This window comes from Arthrobacter sp. E1SS-5 (assembly GCF_057073715.1).
In genome coordinates this window covers 3,484,170-3,502,989 of sequence record NZ_CP172703.1, presented here as the reverse complement: position 1 = coordinate 3,502,989, position 18,820 = coordinate 3,484,170, and the positions used below count along the sequence as shown (strand labels likewise).

At 67.8% G+C, this 18,820-nt stretch carries 16 protein-coding genes; 9 read left to right on the top strand and 7 right to left on the bottom strand.

The annotated features are described in order from the left end of the window. Positions 1–3: 3 nt before the first annotated feature. From ACIGJD_RS16395 to ACIGJD_RS16360, 8 genes are all read left to right on the top strand, one after another. Positions 4–759, top strand: coding sequence for a cytochrome c biogenesis CcdA family protein (locus ACIGJD_RS16395; RefSeq protein ID WP_142132727.1), 756 nt, complete (start codon positions 4–6; stop codon positions 757–759). Then, positions 759–2,558: a cytochrome c biogenesis protein ResB gene (resB, locus tag ACIGJD_RS16390; RefSeq protein WP_483687088.1), complete on the top strand. Its 1,800-nt coding sequence runs from the start codon at positions 759–761 to the stop codon at positions 2,556–2,558. The genes ACIGJD_RS16395 and resB overlap by 1 nt, the downstream gene beginning before the upstream one ends. Beyond that, positions 2,558–3,643 carry a c-type cytochrome biogenesis protein CcsB gene (ccsB, locus tag ACIGJD_RS16385; RefSeq protein WP_483687087.1) on the top strand — a complete coding sequence of 362 codons (1,086 nt, stop codon included), beginning with the start codon at positions 2,558–2,560 and terminating at the stop codon, positions 3,641–3,643. Before resB ends, ccsB begins: the two co-directional genes overlap by 1 nt. A 187-nt stretch (positions 3,644–3,830) precedes the next feature. After that, entirely contained in the window at positions 3,831–6,020 is a 2,190-nt protein-coding gene (locus ACIGJD_RS16380; protein ID WP_483689522.1) for an Hsp70 family protein, read from the top strand. Position 6,021: 1 nt separating this feature from the next. Further along, on the top strand, positions 6,022–8,103 hold the full coding sequence (locus tag ACIGJD_RS16375) for a LuxR C-terminal-related transcriptional regulator (RefSeq protein WP_483687086.1): 2,082 nt from the start codon (positions 6,022–6,024) through the stop codon (positions 8,101–8,103). Positions 8,104–8,267: 164 nt separating this feature from the next. Next, on the top strand, positions 8,268–9,383 hold the full coding sequence (locus tag ACIGJD_RS16370; RefSeq protein ID WP_483687085.1) for an IniB N-terminal domain-containing protein: 1,116 nt from the start codon (positions 8,268–8,270) through the stop codon (positions 9,381–9,383). A gap of 125 nt (positions 9,384–9,508) precedes the next feature. Continuing rightward, complete coding sequence (locus ACIGJD_RS16365; protein WP_483687084.1) at positions 9,509–11,431, top strand: dynamin family protein; 1,923 nt, start codon at positions 9,509–9,511, stop codon at positions 11,429–11,431. Further along, positions 11,428–12,921 carry a dynamin family protein gene (locus tag ACIGJD_RS16360; protein WP_483687083.1) on the top strand — a complete coding sequence of 498 codons (1,494 nt, stop codon included), beginning with the start codon at positions 11,428–11,430 and terminating at the stop codon, positions 12,919–12,921. Before ACIGJD_RS16365 ends, ACIGJD_RS16360 begins: the two co-directional genes overlap by 4 nt. Positions 12,922–12,927: 6 nt before the next feature. Here ACIGJD_RS16360 and ACIGJD_RS16355 read toward each other — a convergent pair whose 3' ends face one another. Beyond that, positions 12,928–13,497 (bottom strand): hypothetical protein, encoded by a 570-nt coding sequence (locus ACIGJD_RS16355; RefSeq protein ID WP_483687082.1) that lies wholly within the window; start codon positions 13,495–13,497, stop codon positions 12,928–12,930. A gap of 5 nt (positions 13,498–13,502) precedes the next feature. After that, positions 13,503–13,892, bottom strand: a complete 390-nt coding sequence (locus ACIGJD_RS16350) for a PLD nuclease N-terminal domain-containing protein (protein WP_142132734.1) — start codon at positions 13,890–13,892, stop codon at positions 13,503–13,505. 62 nt (positions 13,893–13,954) lie between these two features. Here ACIGJD_RS16350 and ACIGJD_RS16345 point away from each other — a divergent pair, with 62 nt between their 5' ends. Beyond that, entirely contained in the window at positions 13,955–14,263 is a 309-nt protein-coding gene (locus ACIGJD_RS16345) for a DUF4229 domain-containing protein (protein ID WP_142132735.1), read from the top strand. Here the strand turns inward: ACIGJD_RS16345 and ACIGJD_RS16340 are convergent. The 5 genes from ACIGJD_RS16340 to ACIGJD_RS16320 all read right to left on the bottom strand — a co-directional run bounded on the left by ACIGJD_RS16340 (position 14,260) and on the right by ACIGJD_RS16320 (position 18,687). Further along, on the bottom strand, positions 14,260–15,141 hold the full coding sequence (locus ACIGJD_RS16340; protein ID WP_236799501.1) for a 1,4-dihydroxy-2-naphthoate polyprenyltransferase: 882 nt from the start codon (positions 15,139–15,141) through the stop codon (positions 14,260–14,262). The genes ACIGJD_RS16345 and ACIGJD_RS16340 overlap by 4 nt on opposite strands. 76 nt (positions 15,142–15,217) lie before the next feature. Then, the gene (locus ACIGJD_RS16335; RefSeq protein ID WP_483687081.1) at positions 15,218–16,444 is read right to left on the bottom strand and encodes an AMP-binding protein; all 1,227 of its coding nucleotides are present in this window, start codon (positions 16,442–16,444) and stop codon (positions 15,218–15,220) included. Between the two features lie 12 nt (positions 16,445–16,456). Continuing rightward, positions 16,457–17,410: a 1,4-dihydroxy-2-naphthoyl-CoA synthase gene (locus ACIGJD_RS16330; protein WP_043452376.1), complete on the bottom strand. Its 954-nt coding sequence runs from the start codon at positions 17,408–17,410 to the stop codon at positions 16,457–16,459. A gap of 22 nt (positions 17,411–17,432) precedes the next feature. Further along, positions 17,433–17,873: a VOC family protein gene (locus ACIGJD_RS16325; RefSeq protein ID WP_483687080.1), complete on the bottom strand. Its 441-nt coding sequence runs from the start codon at positions 17,871–17,873 to the stop codon at positions 17,433–17,435. Positions 17,874–17,925: 52 nt separating this feature from the next. Beyond that, positions 17,926–18,687 carry a lysostaphin resistance A-like protein gene (locus ACIGJD_RS16320; protein ID WP_483687079.1) on the bottom strand — a complete coding sequence of 254 codons (762 nt, stop codon included), beginning with the start codon at positions 18,685–18,687 and terminating at the stop codon, positions 17,926–17,928. Positions 18,688–18,820 lie beyond the last annotated feature (133 nt).

Genomic DNA, 18,820 nt, shown 5'->3' with positions numbered 1-18,820 from the left:
CCCGTGAACAGCCCCTTCGCCGAAGCCATCCTGAGCGGCTCCCTCCTGCTGGCCATCCCGGTGGCGCTGCTAGCCGGACTGGTCTCCTTCCTTTCGCCCTGCGTCCTTCCTCTGGTCCCCGGCTACCTGGGATACGTCACCGGCCTCAGTGGCGTGGACCTGCAAAAACAAAAGCGCGGCCGGATGCTGGCCGGCATCGGATTGTTCGTCCTGGGCTTCTCCGTGATCTTCGTCCTGCTGGGCGGCGCGTTCGGCCAGCTGGGCACCCTCATCACCGGCAGCCAGAACGCCTGGATCACTCAACTCCTGGGCATCCTGGTGGTCATCATGGGCATCGTGTTCATGGGCGGCTTCAGCTGGCTCCAGCGGGACGCGAAAATTCACGCGAAACCGCCGGCCGGCCTTTGGGGCGCACCGCTGCTGGGCCTGACCTTCGGGCTGGGCTGGGCGCCGTGCATCGGCCCCACCTACTCAGCCGTGCAGCTGCTGAGCCTCTCCGGCGGGTCGTCAGCCGCCAAGGGCGCGTTCCTGGCCTTTGTGTACAGCCTGGGGCTGGGCATTCCGTTCCTGCTGATCGCCCTGGCCCTGCGCCGGGGGATGGGCGTGATGGCGTTCTTCCGCAAGCACCGGCTGGCCATCCAGCGGACCGGCGGCGGAATCCTGGTGGTCCTGGGGCTGCTGATGGCCACCGGCGTGTGGGGTGCCTGGGTGACCGGGCTGCAGTACTGGTTCCAAACCGACGTGAAGTTGCCGATCTGATGAGCGAGCGTGTGAAGGTAAAAAAGAAGCAATCCGCCCCTGTCGCCGAGGCGAAGGCCCAGGCCGCCCTCCCGGCGCTGGGACTCAAGGGCATGCTCCGGTGGGCCTGGACCCAGCTGACCAGCATGCGCACCGCGCTGTTCCTCCTGCTGCTCCTCGCCGTCGCCGCCGTTCCCGGGTCGCTGTTCCCGCAGCGCCCGGCCAACCCGGCCACGGTGACGCAGTACATCAAGGACCACCCGGAGTACGGCAAGCTGCTGGACTCCCTCCAGCTGTACGACGTCTACTCCTCCGTGTGGTTCTCGGCGATCTACCTGCTGCTGTTCATCTCACTGATCGGCTGCGTGGTGCCGCGCGCCATCGCCCATTACAAGGCCATGCGCTCCCAGCCGCCGCGTACTCCGCAGCGCCTGTCCCGGCTGCCGGAATACGGCACCATGGTGATTCCCTCAGGCGCAGGCATCCCGGCGTCGGACGCCATCAACGGTGCCGCGGGGCTGCTGCGCAAGCGCGGCTACCGGGTTGAAGTGCGGGATGCCGACGGCGCCCTGCCGTCCCTGGGTGCCGAGCGCGGCTTCCTGAAAGAAGTGGGCAACCTGGTGTTCCACACCTCGCTCATCGGCGTGCTGGTGTCCGTGGCCGCCGGCGGCCTGTTCGGCTACAGCGGCCAGCGCATCCTGGTGGAAGGCGACACCTTCGTCAACACCCTGGTGGGCTACGACCAGTTCAACCCGGGCACCAACTTCCAGTCCAGCCAACTGCAGCCGTACTCGCTCCAACTGGACAAGTTCAACATCACCTTTGACCGTGAGTCCAAGGGCAAGTTCGGCCAGCCCATCGACTTCGCCGCCACCGTGACCACGAAGGAAAACCCGGACGCCCCTCCCAAGCAGGAGATCCTGAAGGTCAATGACCCTGTCAGCCTGGGCGGCACCAGCATCTACCTCACCGGCAACGGCTACGCGCCCGTGGTGACCATCCGCGACGGCGCCGGAAACGTGGCCATGCAGGGGCCGGTGGTGGCCAAGCTACAGGGCCAGAACTACTACTCCTCCGTGGTGATCAAGGTTCCGGACGCCCAGCCGGACCAGCTGGGATTCGTTGGCTTCTTCCTCCCCACCGCGTTCGTTAATGACAAGAACGTGTCCTTCAGCGCCGATCCCGAACTGTTCAACCCGCAGCTGACCCTGAACTCGTACTACGGCGACCTGGGACTGAACAAGGGCGCGCCGCAGAACGTCTTCGAACTCGACGTCAAAAACCTCACCCCGCTCAATGCACGGAACCTGGCGGCAGGCGGCATCACGCTGGCCCCCGGCTCCACCTACACCCTGCCCGACGGCAAAGGCAGCATCAGCTTCGACGGCGTGAAGCGCTACATCGGCGTGGACATCCACCACAACCCCGGACAGGCATCCGCCCTGGTGTTCGCCCTGCTGGCCGTGGCCGGGCTGATCCTCTCGCTGTACGTCAACCGCCGCCGCGTCTGGGTCCGCACCGGTACTGCCGCAGACGGCCGCACCATGGTGGAGTACGGTCTCCTGGCCCGCGGCGAGGACCACCGCCTGGCCGGGGAAGCAGCGGCGCTCCGTAAGCTCTTCACCACGGAGTGGCAGCTGCCTGAAGACGGTGACTCCGAAGGCGCCGCGTCTGAAGGCGCCGCTCCGTCCCAGCAAACTCCCAGCCGGACAGGCGATAATGTCGCAGGCTCCGTCGATACTGCCGCAGGCTCCGCTGAAACTGCCGCCGGCTCCGTCACCACCCCAGCAGGCCCCACCGGGCCCGAAAAGGACCAGTAATGCCATTTGGAATCAACGAAACCATGGGCCAGTACAGCGAACTCTTCATGCTGCTGGCGGCCGGTACCTACACGGTGGCCTTCATCGCCTTCGCCTGGGACCTGGCCAAGAGCAGCAAGGCGCTGCGCGCCGTTGACGCCAAGGCCGCCAAGGCAGGGACCGCCACCAAGGTTCCCGTAGCCGCAGGAGTGGGTGCAGGCTCTGCCGGGGCCCGCCTGGACGGGCCTGCCGACCGTGCCGAGCGCCCGTCGTCGTCCGCCAAGGCCGGCGTTGCAGGAACCGGCGGTGTGGTAACGGCCGACGGCGACATGAAGTACGCCACGGAGCGCCGGGTTCCGGCGCGGGTTGCCGTAGCCCTGACCATCCTCGCCGCCGTCATCCACGGCGCCGGCGTGGTCACCCGGGCCCTCGGCGCGGGCCGCGTGCCGTGGGGCAACATGTACGAATTCCTTACCACGGGCGCGTTCCTGGTGGCGGCGGTGTTCCTGCTCTCGCTGATCCGCCGCGACCTCCGCTTCCTGGGCACCTTCGTGGTGGGCCTGGTCATCATCATGATGGTGGCCGCTTCGGTGGCCTTCTGGACCCCTGTGGGCCACCTGGTTCCCGCCCTGCAGAGCTACTGGCTGGTCATCCACGTTTCCATCGCGGTGCTTTCCTCGGCCCTGTTCACCCTGACCTTCGCCATGTCCGCCCTGCAGCTGGTGCAGTCCCACCGGCAGAAGACCGTGGCAGCCGACGGCGCCGACAAGCTCGGTTTCATGCGCCTGGTGCCCTCCGCCCTGAGCCTGGAAAACCTGTCCTACCGCATCAACGCCATCGCCTTCATCGGCTGGACCTTTACCCTCATGTTCGGTGCCATCTGGGCGGAGAAGGCCTGGGGCCGGTTCTGGGGATGGGACACCAAGGAAGTGTGGACGTTCGTTATCTGGGTTGTCTACGCCGGCTACCTGCACGCGCGTGCCACCCGTGGCTGGACGGGAACCCGCGCCGCATGGCTGTCGATCGTGGGCTACCTCTGTGTGATCTTCAACTTCACCATCGTGAACACGTTGTTCAACGGGCTTCACTCCTACTCCGGCCTCTAAACTTCGCCTTTTTGCCGGCCGGTTTTTCGGGCCTTAAGACCTGACTTCGGCTGCCATGGGGTAATTGAGCGCCATATCGCCATTCGATGTAGCAACAGGGGTGTTCCCGGGTCCCGCGGAATGCTAATTTGGTGACTGTTCACTGTGATGAAGCTTGCATGTGGACCACCAGCCTTCCGAGGTAACCATGAGCTACGCCCTCGCCGTAGACGTCGGGACGAGTTTCACGGCAGCCGCCGTTGTTCGCTTTCACCAGGGTGCTTCCCCTGCGCCCGAGTGCCTGCCCCTGGGCGCCCGCGGAGCATCCGTACCCTCCGTGGTGTACTACCCGGAAGAAGGCACCGTCCTGGTGGGCGATGCCGCCGAACGCCGCGGGCTGGACACACCGGAACGCGTGGTCCGTGAGTTTAAACGCCGGATTGGCGACGACGTCCCCATCATTCTGGGCACCCTGGCGCTGCAGCCTGAAGAGGTCTTCGCCACCATGGCCAGGTGGGTGGCCGACCGCGCTGCCGAGCGCGAGGGGGGCCCGGCGTCGGCCTTCTTCCTGACCCACCCTGCCGCCTGGGGCAGCCACCGGCTGTCTGTGGTCCGGGCTGCCCTCGCTTCCCACGGGCTGGCAAACGTTACCCTCCTTCCCGAACCGGAGGCCGCCGCCCTGCACTACGCATCGCAGGTACGGGTGGAGGAAGGCAGCACCATCGCCGTCTATGACCTTGGCGGCGGCACCTTCGATACCGCTGTCCTGCGGAAGTCCGGCAGCAGCCGCTTTGAACTCGTGGGACGCCCCGAGGGCATCGAAGACCTGGGGGGAGCCGATTTCGACGCCGCGGTCCTCCGCTACGTCGCCGGCCACAGCGGGAACGCACTGGACCACCTGGACCCCGCCGACCCCGCAGTCCTCGGCGCTCTGACCCGGCTCCGGCGCGAATGCGTGGAGGCCAAGGAAGCCCTCTCCGCTGACAGCGAGGCAAGCATTCCGGTGCTCCTGCCCGGCGTCCAGCAGCAGGTCCGCCTGGTGCGTTCCGAGTTCGAAGCGCTGATTGAAGAACCGGTGCGGGAAACCGTGGAGGCACTGGAACACTCCCTGGCTCAGCTCCACCTTGAGCCGGAAGACCTGTCCACGGTGCTGCTGATTGGGGGTTCGTCCCGCATCCCCCTGGTGGCACAGCTGGTATCCGAGCAGCTGGGCCGGCCCATCGCGGTGGACGCCGACCCCAAGTCCTCCATCTGCCTGGGCGCGGCCGTGGCGGCGCTCCTGGCCCACCCCGCTGCAGCAGAGGCTGCCGCGCTGGCCGCAGCTGAGGCGGCCGAAGCTGAAGCGGCACCAAGCGGATCCACATCGACCGGAGCGGCACTGGCCGGAGCGGCGGCTGAAGAGGCGCGTGCCGCCGTCGTATCCTCCGACGCGCCGCCTGGACCGGGCAAGTCCGGCCGGCCCAGCTGGTCGCGCAAATATTCGACGCCGGGAGGAGCCATCGCCGGGCCCTCCCGCAGTGCGCTGCACGGGAAAGGGGGCGCGCACGCCCCGAAACCCACAGTCCGGGTCACGGCTGTGGCCGCGGCCGCCGCTGTCCTTACGGTCCTCACCGCCACTGCCGCCCAAAGTCCGGACGGCTTCGGGAACCTGACAGCGATGTTCGTGCCGCAGGCCGGCGCCAGCACCACGGGAGGATCTTCCGGGGGAGGGGGGACGGAAGCACCCGGTCAAGGGGCAGCAGCAGCGGCAGTCGTTCCCCAGCCGCTTGCGGGCATCGAAGCCAGCGCCAGGAAGCCGCTCACCGGGGAGCCCGGGCCCACTGCCTCCGCCCCGCCCACCGGCAAGCAGCCCGCAGGCGGAGACGGGACCGCGGCCGGCGGTGCGGCGGCCGGCGGACCTGCCGCGGGTGCTCCCGCGAATCCGCCGCCCGGTTCCGGTACCGGGATTATTCCGGATTCCCTGACCGGGGTTACCGCAAGCCCCACCGACACGTCCCAGCCTCTTCCGACGGGTCCTGCACCCACCAGCCCCGCGCCGACAGCCACCACCGCGCCCGGGACCACAACGTCTCCGGCCACATCGCCTGCCCCCTCACCGTCCGGCACCGCCCCGCCTGGCACCTCATCGCCCGGGGGGACCATCAGTCCCACCCCTAATTCCGGCCCGGCTCCCACGGACACGGGCACCGCTGCACCCACCAGCGCAAGCGCGTCTCCAACCATGGCGCCTACAACGATGTCAGCCTCCGGCCCCACGGGTGATCCGCTGGTCACACCCACGGCAACCGACTTGACGCCCACGCCGACTGTTGCGCCTTCCCCCACACCTGAGGAGTCCACCACTGCCGCCACTGACACTGCCGTCGCCACGGCCACGACTACAACCCCGGCGGCCTGAGATGGACGCGCACCTGCAACGGGCGGAACGCCCCGTACCACTTCACACGTCCCCGGACCACCAGGGGCACCCGCCTCATGCAGCGGAGCTGATGGCCAAGCAGTTAAAGGGTGCCAACGCAGCCGTACGTGAACTGCTGCTGGCACTCTCGGTGGGATTCGCCCTGCCCGGACCGCTCCCGGCCGACCTCCAGCGCAAATTCGTCAACGGGACCGTGGAGGACCTGGACTCCCTGGTGGACCGGGCAGAGGTCGCGGGCCTGCTGAGGCCGGACGGCACGGTGGTGGGGACCGCCCAGCACGCCTTGTTGACTGCCACGCCAACCGCCAAGGTGCACGCGCTCCAGCGGGAGCTCGTGACTGTCTTCGCGTCCACGGGTCAACCGCTTGGCAATCTTGCGCGGGAACTCGCCAGGGGCGGACTTGCCGATTCCAGGGTTGCAGCGGAACTTGAGCAAGCGGCCAACGCTGCCCTGGAAAACGACCCCCGGCTTGCCTCCCAGCTCTACGAGGAAGCGCTCCTTGCCGGCGCCGACCCGCTGGCCACCGCGGCCCGGCGCGCCCAGGCCGCAGCCGGGGACGGGGAACTGGACACCGCCGCCCGCATCATCGACGCCCTTTTGGTCAGCGCGGAGCCGCCGGACGTGCGCCGGGGCGCGGACGTGGCTGCCTCCGTGTGGGCGCAGCGGGGAATGCTGGCCCGCGCGGCCGACGTCTACAGCTGGCTGGGGCCGGGCCGCGTGGGCGCCTCGGCGCCCCTTGCCGCCGTCGCCATGATTGGTGCGGGAGACCGGGCAGGCGCCGAAGCATTCTTCCAGCCGGACGCCCCGGCGTCGTCCCCAACGCTCCTTGCGGCTGCCCTGGTGCAGACCGGCCAGGGAGTCCTTGCATCGCTGGGTGAGAAGCCGCAGCAGGGCATTTCCATCCTGATCCATGCTTCGGACATGTTGAACTCGGCGGGCATGGCCCTTCCGCTGCCGGAGACACCTGCCGCCCTGGCAGCCCTCCTGGCCCTGCACAGCGGCGAGCCGCACCTGGCGGAAACAGTCTGCCGGGCCGCGGTGGTGGCCGGGCAGGGCGGCAACGCGGCGCAGCCCAGGCTTTTGCTGCTCCAGGCCTGGGCAGCGATGATGCAGGACAAACTCGAGGACGCCCGGTTTGCGGCCACGGAAGCCGCCAAAGCCAACCACTGGCCACTGGTCCCGCGCGACGAGTTCATGTCCGCCGCGCTGGAAGTGGGACTTGCCCGCCGCAACGGGGACGTGCCGGAGCTCCTCAGGGCCTGGGAGCGGGCGCGGGAGGCAATGCTGCACACGTCGGTGGACCTCTACAACCTCCTGCCGTGGGGGGAGCTGCTGATCGCCGCTGCCCGCCTGCGCGAAACGCGCCGCGTAGCGCAGTACCTGGAAGACGCATGGAGACTGCTGGGGCGCCTGGGCGGACCTGCACTGTGGGCCGTTCCCCTGCACTGGGCTGCCGTCCAGGCTGCACTGCTCAACGAGAGCCCTGCCGATCTGGCCCCCCATGCCACGGCGCTGGCAAGGGCTTCTGCACACAGCCAGCTGGCCGCCGTCCTGGCGACGGCGGGCAAAGCCTGGGTGTCGGTCCTGGCCGGCCGGTTCCGTACTCCCGAGGTGGAGGGCGCGGCCCGGCTGCTGGGTGCTGTGGGAATGCCGTGGGAGGGTGCCCGGCTCGCTGGACACGCAGCCGCGCGTGCCGAGGAACGGCGGGACATGATGCGCCTGCTCTCCTGTGCCAGGGACCTACACCCGCAGGGGAGCCCGGGAGCATCCGGAGCCGCCGACCCGCAGGCAGGCAGCGGCGCCGACGGCGTGGGCAAAGGGGCGCAGCCGGACGCATCCGGCCTGAGCGAGCGCGAGAAGGAAGTTGCCAGGCTGGTGCTTGAGGGCAAGACCTACCGGGAAATCGGCGAGGCCATCTACATTTCGCCCAGGACCGCAGAGCACCATATCGCCCGGATCAGGCGCCGGCTCGGCGCGGAGAACCGTTCAGACCTGCTGGCCCGCCTGCGCCTGGCACTTGGCGTGGAGAGTTCCCAGCAGCTGAATCCGCAGCAGGAATGAACCCCTAACACCCCTAGGCGTGCCAGGCCCGGTGCCCCGGAACGGCGGCCGCTGCTAGGGGGAAACCGCCCGATGCCCTGTCCCCGGCAGCGAACCTAGGTTTGGGATAACAGGATACGTTCGCCGGATGATCCGCAACTCAAAGAAGTGTGAGGACCACGCATATGCCAACACTCGCAAATGACCTTGTTCAGTTCCTGATGCAGCTCTTCGGCGACAGGGAGGCGGTCCAGGAGTTCCTGGACGACCCCGAGCGGGCATTGGCGGAACACGGCCTGGGCAACGTGTGCTCGGCTGACGTGGACGCCGCAATGCCAGTTGTCCTCGACTACGCTCCCATCACCGTCAACGCCTCATCCTTCGACCGCCTGCACAGCATCGGCGGAAACAGTGCCTGGTCCGGGCATGGAGGGTCCGGGTTCACCGGGTCCGGGCAGGCAGGCACGACGGCGGCCTACGCGGGGAGTGCCGCGGCCGTCCAGGGTGGGGTGCACAGTCCAGGGCAGGGCGGGGCGGACTACGACCATGACGACCACGCCCACGCGGTCCAGCAGCTGCACCACGTGGTGAACCACTTCTCCTACACCAGCAACACCACCGTGCTCGACCACCGGGACACCATCACGGACCAGTCGGTCAACCAAAATATCTGGGCGCACGGAGACGTGGAGCAGTGGTTCGACCATGACGCCGTGGTGGCTTCGGGGGACCACGCCGTGGCCGGCGGTGACGACGCCAGTGTCCGGGACTCCAACAACATCCGGGATTCCTACAACTCCGACCATTCGACCGATAACTCCACGGACAACTCCATCCACGCGGGCGGAGACGTCGGCATCGGCAATGAGCTGACCGCCATCTCCGGTTCCTTCAACACCGACGACTCGTTCAATACGGACGTCGCCCTGGATGTGGACGATTCCTTCAATGACAACTCGAACAACGCGGACTACTCCGACCATTCGGACCACTCCGTCAGCACGGACACGGCCGTGGACGTGCACGATTCGTTCAACGACAATTCGGACAACTCCACCCACAACTCCGTGGAGGTGGAGGATTCCTACAACCCGGACAACTCCACCACCACCGCGGTGGACGTCCACGTGGACGACTCTTTCCAGGACAATTCGGCCACGAACGTCGTGGAGGACAACCTGGTGGTTGCCGACAACCAGTTCGATTTCACGGAGGACACTCCGACCCATCCGGATGTGGACCTGGACGACCACACCGCCGCCATCGACCATGGGGTGGTTGACGACTCCACCGCGCTGTAACACGCTATTCCAACAACACGCTGTTTGCGGGAGGCAAACTGCCCGGCAGGAGGCATTCACCTCCTGCCGGGCTCTTCCGGTAGTACCGGCGTTGGCAGTTTTCGGCATCGACAGGGGGACACGCTGTGGCAGAAGCAGCACCGGCAAGGCCGCCGGGGCCGGTCACTGCCGGTCAGTTGGGGAAGCTCGTGGAGCAGGGCCTGCAGCTGGTGGGCAGCGGGGACCGCGCCGACCTGCGCCGGAGGCTGGAGCAGGCCATGGCCCGGCTGCAGGACCCCAGTATCAGGGTCATTGTGGTGGGGGAGTTCAAGCAGGGAAAGAGCAAGCTCATCAATGCCCTGGTGAACGCGCCGGTATGTCCCGTGGATGACGACATCGCCACGTCGGTCCCCACGGTGGTCCGTTATGGCGAGCCTGCGTCGGCCGCAGTCCTGGTCCCGGCCCCGGACAGTGCCGTCCCGGACAACTCCCCGGTGGAAAACCCGGCCGGAGATGCTGACGGCCGCGGCATTGAGCGGCGGCCCGTGGAGCTTACCGACCTGCCGGCCCTTGTTTCCGAGCAGGGAAACCCGGGGAACAGCAGGAAGATAGCCGCCGCGGAGGTCTGCCTGCCCCGCCGGCTCCTCACGGGCGGCCTCAGCATTATCGATTCCCCGGGCGTGGGCGGCATGGGCTCCACGCACACCTTGACCACGCTCACGGCCCTGCCCACCGCAGACGCCATGCTGCTGGTCTCGGATGCGTCGCAGGAATACACGGAACCGGAACTGCGGTTCCTGCGCCAGGCCATGCGGATCACCCCCAACGTTGCCGCCGTCCTCTCCAAGACAGACCTGTATCCGGACTGGCGGCGGGTGGCGGAGCTGGACAGGGCGCACCTGGAGCAGGTGGCGCCGGACATTCCGCTGCTTCCGCTTTCCGCGGACCTCCGCCTGGAGGCTGCCCGGCTCCAGGACAGTGAGCTCAACGATGAGTCCGGCTTCCCGGCACTGGTAGCCCACCTCCGCAATGACGTGGTGGGCAAGGCAGAGCGGATCCAGCGCCGCTCCGTCAGCCAGGACCTGCTGTCCGTCACCGGGAACCTGAGGCTGTCCCTGCAGTCCGAGCTGGACGCCCTGGAAAACCCGGGTGGCACGCCCCAAAGGCTCGCAGAGCTGGAGCAGGCCAGGACGGAAGCGGACCACCTGCGGAAACGGTCCGCCCGCTGGCAGCTCACGCTCAGCGACGGCATCAACGACCTCATCGCCGATATGGAGTACGACCTGCGGGACCGCCTTCGCGGGATCCAACGGGAGGCCGAAAATGCCATCGACCAGGGTGACCCCGGCCCCGTGTGGGCGCAGTTCTCGCAGTGGCTCGAAGAGTGTGTTGCCGCAGCGGTTTCGGACACGTTCGTCTGGACCAGCGAGCGGTCGCAATGGCTGGCGGGCCAGGTCGCTGAGCATTTCGCGGCGGACGAGGTATCGCTGCCGGTCCTGCATGTCTCTGATTCCGGGGATGCCCTGGATCCGGTGGAGCAGATGCCGGAACTGGATCCGGGCCGGGTGAACCCGATCCAGAAAGTCCTGATCGGCATGCGCGGATCCTACGGCGGCGTCCTGATGTTCGGCCTCCTGACGGGGATCTTCGGGATGGCCCTCATCAATCCGCTGTCGGTGGGCGCCGGGCTGCTGCTGGGTCGCAAGGCCTACCGGGAGGACAAGGAGACCCGGCTGAAGCGGCGCCAGGGCGAGGCGAAAGCGCTGGTGCGGCGGCAGTTGGACGATGTGACGTTCCAAGTGGGGAAGCAGTTGAAGGACAGGCTGCGCCTGGTCCAGCGGACCATCCGCGACCACTTCACCGAGATCGCGGATGAATACCACCGGTCGCTGTCGGACTCGGTGGCCGCGGCGCAGAAGGCTGCAAACTCGTACGCGCAGGAGAAGGAAGGGCGTATCCGGGACATCAGGGCTGAACTGAAGAAGGTGGATGCGCTGCACCGGGCCGCAGAAGCCGTGGCCGCGGAGGCAACCGCGGCCAGGACCCATACCGCAGCGGGGGTGGGATGACGGCGTCCACCACGGCTGGGGCCGCGGCGCTGATCCGGGAGGCGCTGGAGGTATACGCCGATGACCTGCACGCCACCCAGGAACTGCAAGGCTACGCCCGGCGGCTGGCGGAGCCACTGCGGATTGCCGTTGCCGGCATGGTGAAGGCCGGCAAATCAACGCTCCTGAACGCCATCATCGGTGAGGAGATCGCCCCCACGGACACCGGCGAATGCACCCGGATCGTCACCTGGTACCGCCATGGCCACACACCCCGCATCACCCTCCACCCGACGGCGGGGAAGCCCCGGACCCTGCCGCTGAAGCGCGTGGAGGGGCGACTGGTCTTCGTCCTTGACGGCATACGGGCGGAAGAAGTGGAACGGCTCGACGTCGAATGGCCGGCGCCGGCACTGCAGGCCATGACGCTGATCGACACCCCCGGCATCGCTTCCGTCTCCCAGGACGTCTCCGCGCGGTCCCTGGCGTTCCTGACCCCGGAGGATTCGCCGTCGGAAGCTGACGCCGTCATCTACCTGATGCGCCATCTGCACGCCTCCGACCTGAGGTTCCTGGAAGCCTTTCGTGACACGGAGGCCGGCCGCTCGGGCACGGTCAATGCCATCGCTGTGCTGTCCCGGGCCGATGAGGTGGGGGCCGGCCGCATAGACTCCCTTCTGTCCGCCGGCAACATTGCGGAAAGGTACAGCCGCGATCCCAACCTGCGGAAGCTGGCCCTGGGCGTGGTCCCGGTGGCCGGGCTCCTGGCCCAAAGCGCCCGTACCCTGCGCCAGCCGGACTTCGAAGCACTCCAGCTGCTGGCCACCCTGGACCGCACCGAGCGTGAACGGATGATGCTCTCCGCCGACAGGTTCCGCCGGTCCGCCGCGCCTGCGGGCCTGACGGAAGAGGCGCGGGCGTCCCTGCTGGAACGCTATGGGCTTTTCGGCATCCGCCTGGCCGTGGTCCTGATCCGCAACGGGTTCGCCGAACCCACGCCGCTGGCCCACGAGCTGGCCCGGCGGAGCGGCCTGGACCCCCTGCTGGACGTCCTGGACCGGCAGTTCCAGGCCAGGGCGGAAGCGCTCAAGGCCAGGACCGCCTTGGTAGCGGTGGAAGAGTTCCTGGCCAGCCGGCCGCGGCAGGGGACGGAAAACCTGGCGGCTTCCCTGGAGCGGCTGCAGGCCAACGCGCATGAGTTCCGCGAGCTCCGGCTGCTGGCTGCGCTGCGGACATCGGAGGTGGAGCTGGTCGCGGAGCTGGCTGCGGAAGCCGAACGGCTGGTGGGCGGGCAGGGCGCAGCTGCGTACCGCCGGCTGGCCGTGGCGCCTGATGCCGCACCCGAAGTGCTGGCTGACGAGGCCAGGCGCTGCCTGGCCCGATGGCGTGCAGTCGCCGAAAGTCCGCTGACGGCACGGTCCGCCGGCGAGGCCTGCCGGGTGGTGATCCGCAGCTGCGAGGGGGTGCTGGCGGATTGCACAGGCAGGCACCGGCAGCCGCAGTCGGCGTAGGACCGCCTAGGTCCTGCTGCCCCCGCGCTTCAGCCAGACGCCGGCGGATGGCAGGAAGAGCAGCGCCAGCCCGGCCAGCGCCAGGAGCAGCCCGGCGCCCCACAACATCACCACGTAGCTGCCGGCGGCCCCGGCGGGGACCAGGAAGGCCGATGCCAGGACAAGAATGAGGACGTGGCTGGCCAGCAGGGGAAGCAGGGTCCACCGGGCCCAGTTTCGGCGGCCCAGCACGGCGGCAAGCGCCACCGCCTCAAGCAGTGTTACCGCGAGCAGCGCGCTGATGCTTCCCCAGAAGACGATTTCCGCCGTCGTGCTTACGGACGCGGCGTCGCGGCCTGCTGCCATGTCCGCCACCAGGCCGCGCAGCCGCTGAAGGTTGGAGTCGCGGGCCACGAAGGATCCCAGCAGGACGGCCAGTCCCGCGGCGAAACTGAAGAGCCAGAGCGAGCGGGCAGTCCGGACCACCCGGGGCAGCGGGGGGATGGCAGGGATGGGCGGCGGGGTGGAGTAGGACAGGCCAGGCCTCGGTGGGGGAGCGGACCGGTGCCGCTCTTCTCCGCCGGGTTGGAACGCCATGGACCCTATTTCAGCCCGTCGGCATCGTGCTCATCGGTACCGCGTTGGCCTTTCCCGCCATCCTCCTTGGCCTTGGCCTCCAGTTCGTCGCGGAGTTTCTTCAGCCGCTCGGCTTCGGCCTGGTTGCGGCGGCGGGCCTCGAGGTTGCGGAGGAAGTCCGGGTCATCGTCCGGGGCCGTGGGGTGGGGGTAGCTGGGCCGCGGCTGCGCAGTGCCGCGCGGGCGCCCGATCAGCAGCCACAGGATGGCGCCCAGGACCGGCAGGACGATCTGCACGATGATCCAGGCCGGTTTCGAGATGCCCCGGGTAAGGCGGCCTTCAGTGCGGATCACGTCCACCAGGCCATACACGAAGATGACGAGGACTGCGACGGCCAAAGCCACACGGAACAGCATGCCGTTAAGTCTATCGTCAGGACGGGCGGGGGCCGCCGGGCGGAGGCGGCTAAACTTGAATAGTGGCCTTTTTGAAATATTCCCTTATCCGTTTGGCGATCTTTGTCCCCCTGTTCGCCCTGTTCATGCTCCTGCAGGTAGGGGCGCTGATGGCCGTGATCTGCGCCGCGCTCATTGCCTTTGCCATCAGCTACCTGTTTTTCCAGAAGCAGCGCGATGCTGCCGCGGCGGCCCTGCAGCACCGTTTCTCGGGGAAGGCCAAGCCGTTGCGCTCGGCCGGTGAAGTCCAGGACGCCAACGCCGAGGACGCCCTGCTGGACGCCAACCCTGACATCACCATTAACAACGCCAAGGGCACCAAGAACAGCTAGAACCCGTGGCTGAGGATCAGTCCCAGTGAGAACAGCACGCTGTAGCCGAGGTTGATCAGGCCGGTCTGCTTCAGGACCGGGATGAGGCTCTTGCGCTTGCGGCCGTTGATCATCAGCCAGGCCGGCATCAGGCAGGCGGGGATGAGCAGCAGCACGATCAGGATCCAGGGCCGGGCCGGCGCCAGGATCACCACCAGCAGGATGGCGACGGCGAGCATCAGGACGTAGCTTTCGCGCGCATGCTTGTCCCCCAGCCGTACTGCGAGGGTTTTCTTGCCGGCCTGCATGTCGGTGGGAATGTCCCGGACGTTGTTGGCCATCAGCAGTGCGGTGGCGATCAGCCCGGTGCCAATGGCGCCGATGACGGATGACAGATTGATGTGCCCGGCCTGGGTGTAGGTGGTACCGAGGGTGGCCACCAGGCCGAAGAAGACGAACACGAAAAGATCGCCCAGGCCCATGTAGCCGTAGGGGTTCTTGCCGCCGGTGTAGCCCCAGGCGGCCATGACGCAGCCCAGGCCCACCAGGATCAACCACCAGGCCTGGGTGAGGAACACCAGCACCAGGCCGAACACCATGGCCAGGGCGAAGGTGCCGAACGCCGCCCATTTGACGTGTTCGGGCTTGGCAGCGCCGGACCCCACCAGCCGCAGTGGCCCCACCCGGTCGTCGTCCGTGCCGCGGATGCCGTCCGAGTAGTCGTTCGCGAAGTTGACGCCCACTTGGAGCAGGAGTGCCACCAGCGCCGCGAGGATGGCGTTGGGCAGCAGGAACGAGTCCATCTCGTAGGCGGCGGCGGTGCCGATCAGCACCGGCGCGATCGCTGCCGGCAGCGTCCGGAGTCGGGCGCCTTGGATCCATTGGGCGGCTGTGGCCACGGTTAGTACCTCGTGTTGTTTCGGTAAGACGGCAGGATGGAACAGGCGCACCCGCCGCGGTGGTGCAGGTCCAACTCTACTTTCCCCGGTGGAGGGCGCTGAGTTCGGCGGTCATGGCGAGCCGGTCGGGCTTGCCGTTGGGCAGCATCCGCAGCGCGGGCGCCGTGAGGACGGTCTTGGGCGCCAGGATCCCCAGCTGCCGCTGCCATTGCTCTTGAAGCGCGACGGCGGGGTCCCCGGGTTCCTGCCGTCTGGCGCCTTCTCCGGCGGCGCCTTCGTTGCCGTCCGTACCCGCGGGGGCAAGCGCCACGTAGGCGGCCACGGCCTGCCCCCACTCCGCGGACGGGACGCCTGCCACAAAAGCCGCGGCGACGGCGTCGGACTTTTCCAGCTGTTCCTGCACGTGGCCGGCGGAAACCTTTACGCCGCCGGTGATGATCACATCGTCGGCGCGGCCCAGCACAGTGAGGCGGCCGTCGTCGTCAATGGAGCCCAGGTCGCTGGTGCGGTACCAGCGCACCCCGTCCTCCTCGAAGAAGGTTCCGGTTTCCTCGTCCGGTGCCTCGATGTAGCCGGCGGCCACGGTGTCCCCGCCTAGCAGGATCCTGCCGTCGGTGTCCACCCGGACCGAGACGCCTTCCAACGGATAGCCGTCGTAGATGCAGCCGCCGGAGGTTTCCGCGGACCCGTACGTGGTGACCACCCGGACCCCGGCGTCGCGGGCGGCGGCCAGCAGTGCCGGGGACGCAGGGGCGCCACCCAGCAGGATGGCGTTGAAGCGGCGGAGCACGGCCAGCGTGTCCGGCGACGGATCGTCCAGGAGGCGCTGGAGCTGGGTGGGAACCAGGGAGGTGAAGCGGATCTTGTCCGTCAGTTCCAGGGCCGCGGCGGTGAAGGCCTCCGGGGTGAAGCCGCCCGACAGGTCCATGACCCAGGGCCGGGTGCCGGCGAACAGGGAGCGGACCAGCACCTGAATGCCGGCCACGAACTGCACCGGCAGTGCCAGCAGCCACTGGCCTTCGCCCTTGAGCCGCAGCGCCGTGGCCATGGAAGAGGCTGCCAGGGACTCCACGGTTAGCAGGGTGGCCTTGGGGGTGCCGGTGGAGCCGGAGGTGCGGACCACGGCCACGGCGTCGTCGCAGCCGGGGGTTTCGACGTGCCCCACGACAAGTCCGCCGTCCGGGCCCACGGACAGTTCGACGGCGGGGCCCTCGCCGTGGAGGGCGGCCGCCAGTGCCTTCAGGGCGGGCTCGATGTTGAGCGGACCGCCCTGGGCCGGGGTGATGGATGCTTCGCTGTTCATTGCCGTCCTGCCTTAGAAGTAGTGCGGGAAGCGTGACCAGTCGGGGTCGCGTTTTTGCAGGAAGGCCTCCTTGCCCTCCACAGCCTCGTCCGTCATGTAGGCCAGGCGGGTGGCCTCGCCGGCGAACACCTGCTGGCCCGCCAGCCCGTCGTCCGCCAGGTTGAAGGCGAACTTCAGCATGCGGATGGCCTGCGGGGACTGCCGGGCGATGTCCGCTGCGTACTCCAGGGCCACCTCTTCCAGCCGCTCGTGGTCCACGGCCTCGTTGACGGCGCCCATGCGGACCATGTCTTCAGCGGAATATTCGCGGGCCAGGAAGAAAATCTCGCGGGCGGTCTTTTGCCCCACCTGCCGGGCCAGCAGCGCGGAGCCGTAGCCGGCGTCGAAACTTCCCACCGTGGCGTCCGTCTGCTTGAACTTTCCGTGCTGCCGGGACGCGATGGTGAGGTCGGACACCACGTGCAGGGAGTGCCCGCCGCCCGCGGCCCAGCCGTTGACGACGGCGATGACCACCTTGGGCATGGTGCGCATGAGGCGCTGGACTTCCAGGATGTGCAGCCGGCCGGCGCGGGCGGGGTCGATGGTTTCCTGGGTCTCGCCGTCGGCATACCGGTAGCCGTCCCTCCCGCGGATCCGCTGGTCGCCGCCGGAGCAGAAGGAGTGGCCGCCGTCCTTGGGGGAGGGCCCGTTTCCGGTCAGCAGGACGGTGGCGACGTCCGGCGTCATCCGGGCGTGGTCCATGGCCCGGTAGAGCTCATCCACGGTGCCGGGCCGGAACGCGTTGCGCACCTCGGGCCGGTTGAAGGCGATCCGGACCGTGGGCAGGTCACGCACCCAGCCGCCGTCGGAATCCCGCTCCACCTGCCGGTGGTAGGTCATGTCCTGGAAGTCCTCGAAACCGGAGACCACCCGCCAGCGCGTGGGATCGAAGACATCGGACACCGGGGCGGGGATCTGGTTGCTCACCGTCCAAGTCTAGTAATCGTGCTTAGCTGATGCAGAACTCGTTGCCCTCGGGGTCAGCCATGGTGTGCCAGGAATGCGGGCCCTGCCGGGCAGACCAGAGGAACGTTGCACCCCGCCCCTCGAGTTCGCGCCGTACCTCGTCCTTGTCCCGCCCGTCCAGCCGGACGTCCCAGTGCACCCGGTTCTTGACCGTCTTTCCCTCCGGTGCGGTCTGGAACAGGATGCGCCGTTGCGGAGCCTTGGACTCGATCTCCTCCGGCGGCCGGATGGCGGCGCCGTCCTTCCACACCAGGTTCCCGCGGTGGGTCATGGTCTGGTCGCCGGTGGCGTAGCCCTGCTCGATCATGGAGCGGATGAAGAATGCGTCCTGCGGTTCGACGGTCCACTGAAGCGTTTCTGCCCACCAGTCCGCGAGGTCATGGGGGCTGGCGGAATCGACAACTATCTGGATGTTCAGTCCCATGCGTCCACGGTAGAGGTGGGCGGGGCGTTGCGGAAGGTCCGGTGGAGCGGCTTTACGCCTGGACGTTCTGCATCTGGTTGAACAGTTCCGGCGGGATCGCGTAGACCAGGATAACGGCCAGCAGGTTCTTGGCGGCGTGGACGAAGTAGGAGAACATGACGTTCCTGCCGGTCCACATGTAGACGAACACCAGCGTGGCGCCCATGGCCAGGTAGGGAAGCAGTGAAGTGAGGGTGATCGCCTCCTGCCCCACGATGTGCAGTGCCGCGAAGAGCACCACGGACAGGATGCAGCAGATCCAGATGTTGACCCGCCTGCCCAGCTTTCCGATCAGCAGGTGCCGGAAGATGTACTCCTCCACGAACGGACCCACCACCACCAGCAGCGGCACCATCAGCCAGGCGGGGACCTGCTGCATCAGTGCCTGCAGGCCGGCCTGGTTCTGCGAGGTTTCCACCTGCCCGTTGGCGGCTACCACCACCGCCGTGAGGATCATCATGGCGATGACCGACGCCGGCACCATCAGCAGCGTAAACCAGGGCCGGGTTGCCAAAACCTTGAGGTCGCGGACCACCACCTTGCGGGCCGCCAGAAGGGCCAGTATTCCCACCGAGGCATAGAACAGCAGGTTCACTGCGTAGGAGGCCGCTGCGGGGGACGGTGCTATCTGCCGGAGAAATGGGGCCACCAGGTCACCGGCGGCGGCGAAGAACCCTGCGATGGCAACGTAGAGGCACAGCGTGGCCATGTCCATGGGGGAGAAACGGTACAGCTGGGGCTGCGGAGCGGGCGGTAAGCGGTGGGCTGTTGCCATGCTCCCAGCCTATCGCCGGGGCCGGGCGTGTAGTGCGGGTCACGTACCACTCCACACCAGGTTGTAAGATGGTCAGGTCGCGTGAAGCTTCGGCAGTTCGACGGTTCGCCCTCACATTCGCTGGCCAAAAGAC

Coding starts and splice junctions, on each gene's coding strand:
- resB (WP_483687088.1), top strand. CDS start 759: ATGAGCGAGCGTGTGAAGGTAAAAAAGAAGCAATCCGCCCCTGTCGCC.
- ccsB (WP_483687087.1), top strand. CDS start 2,558: ATGCCATTTGGAATCAACGAAACCATGGGCCAGTACAGCGAACTCTTC.
- ACIGJD_RS16380 (WP_483689522.1), top strand. CDS start 3,831: ATGAGCTACGCCCTCGCCGTAGACGTCGGGACGAGTTTCACGGCAGCC.
- ACIGJD_RS16375 (WP_483687086.1), top strand. CDS start 6,022: ATGGACGCGCACCTGCAACGGGCGGAACGCCCCGTACCACTTCACACG.
- ACIGJD_RS16370 (WP_483687085.1), top strand. CDS start 8,268: ATGCCAACACTCGCAAATGACCTTGTTCAGTTCCTGATGCAGCTCTTC.
- ACIGJD_RS16360 (WP_483687083.1), top strand. CDS start 11,428: ATGACGGCGTCCACCACGGCTGGGGCCGCGGCGCTGATCCGGGAGGCG.
- ACIGJD_RS16355 (WP_483687082.1), bottom strand. CDS start 13,497: ATGGCGTTCCAACCCGGCGGAGAAGAGCGGCACCGGTCCGCTCCCCCA.
- ACIGJD_RS16350 (WP_142132734.1), bottom strand. CDS start 13,892: ATGCTGTTCCGTGTGGCTTTGGCCGTCGCAGTCCTCGTCATCTTCGTG.
- ACIGJD_RS16335 (WP_483687081.1), bottom strand. CDS start 16,444: ATGAACAGCGAAGCATCCATCACCCCGGCCCAGGGCGGTCCGCTCAAC.
- ACIGJD_RS16325 (WP_483687080.1), bottom strand. CDS start 17,873: ATGGGACTGAACATCCAGATAGTTGTCGATTCCGCCAGCCCCCATGAC.
- ACIGJD_RS16320 (WP_483687079.1), bottom strand. CDS start 18,687: ATGGCAACAGCCCACCGCTTACCGCCCGCTCCGCAGCCCCAGCTGTAC.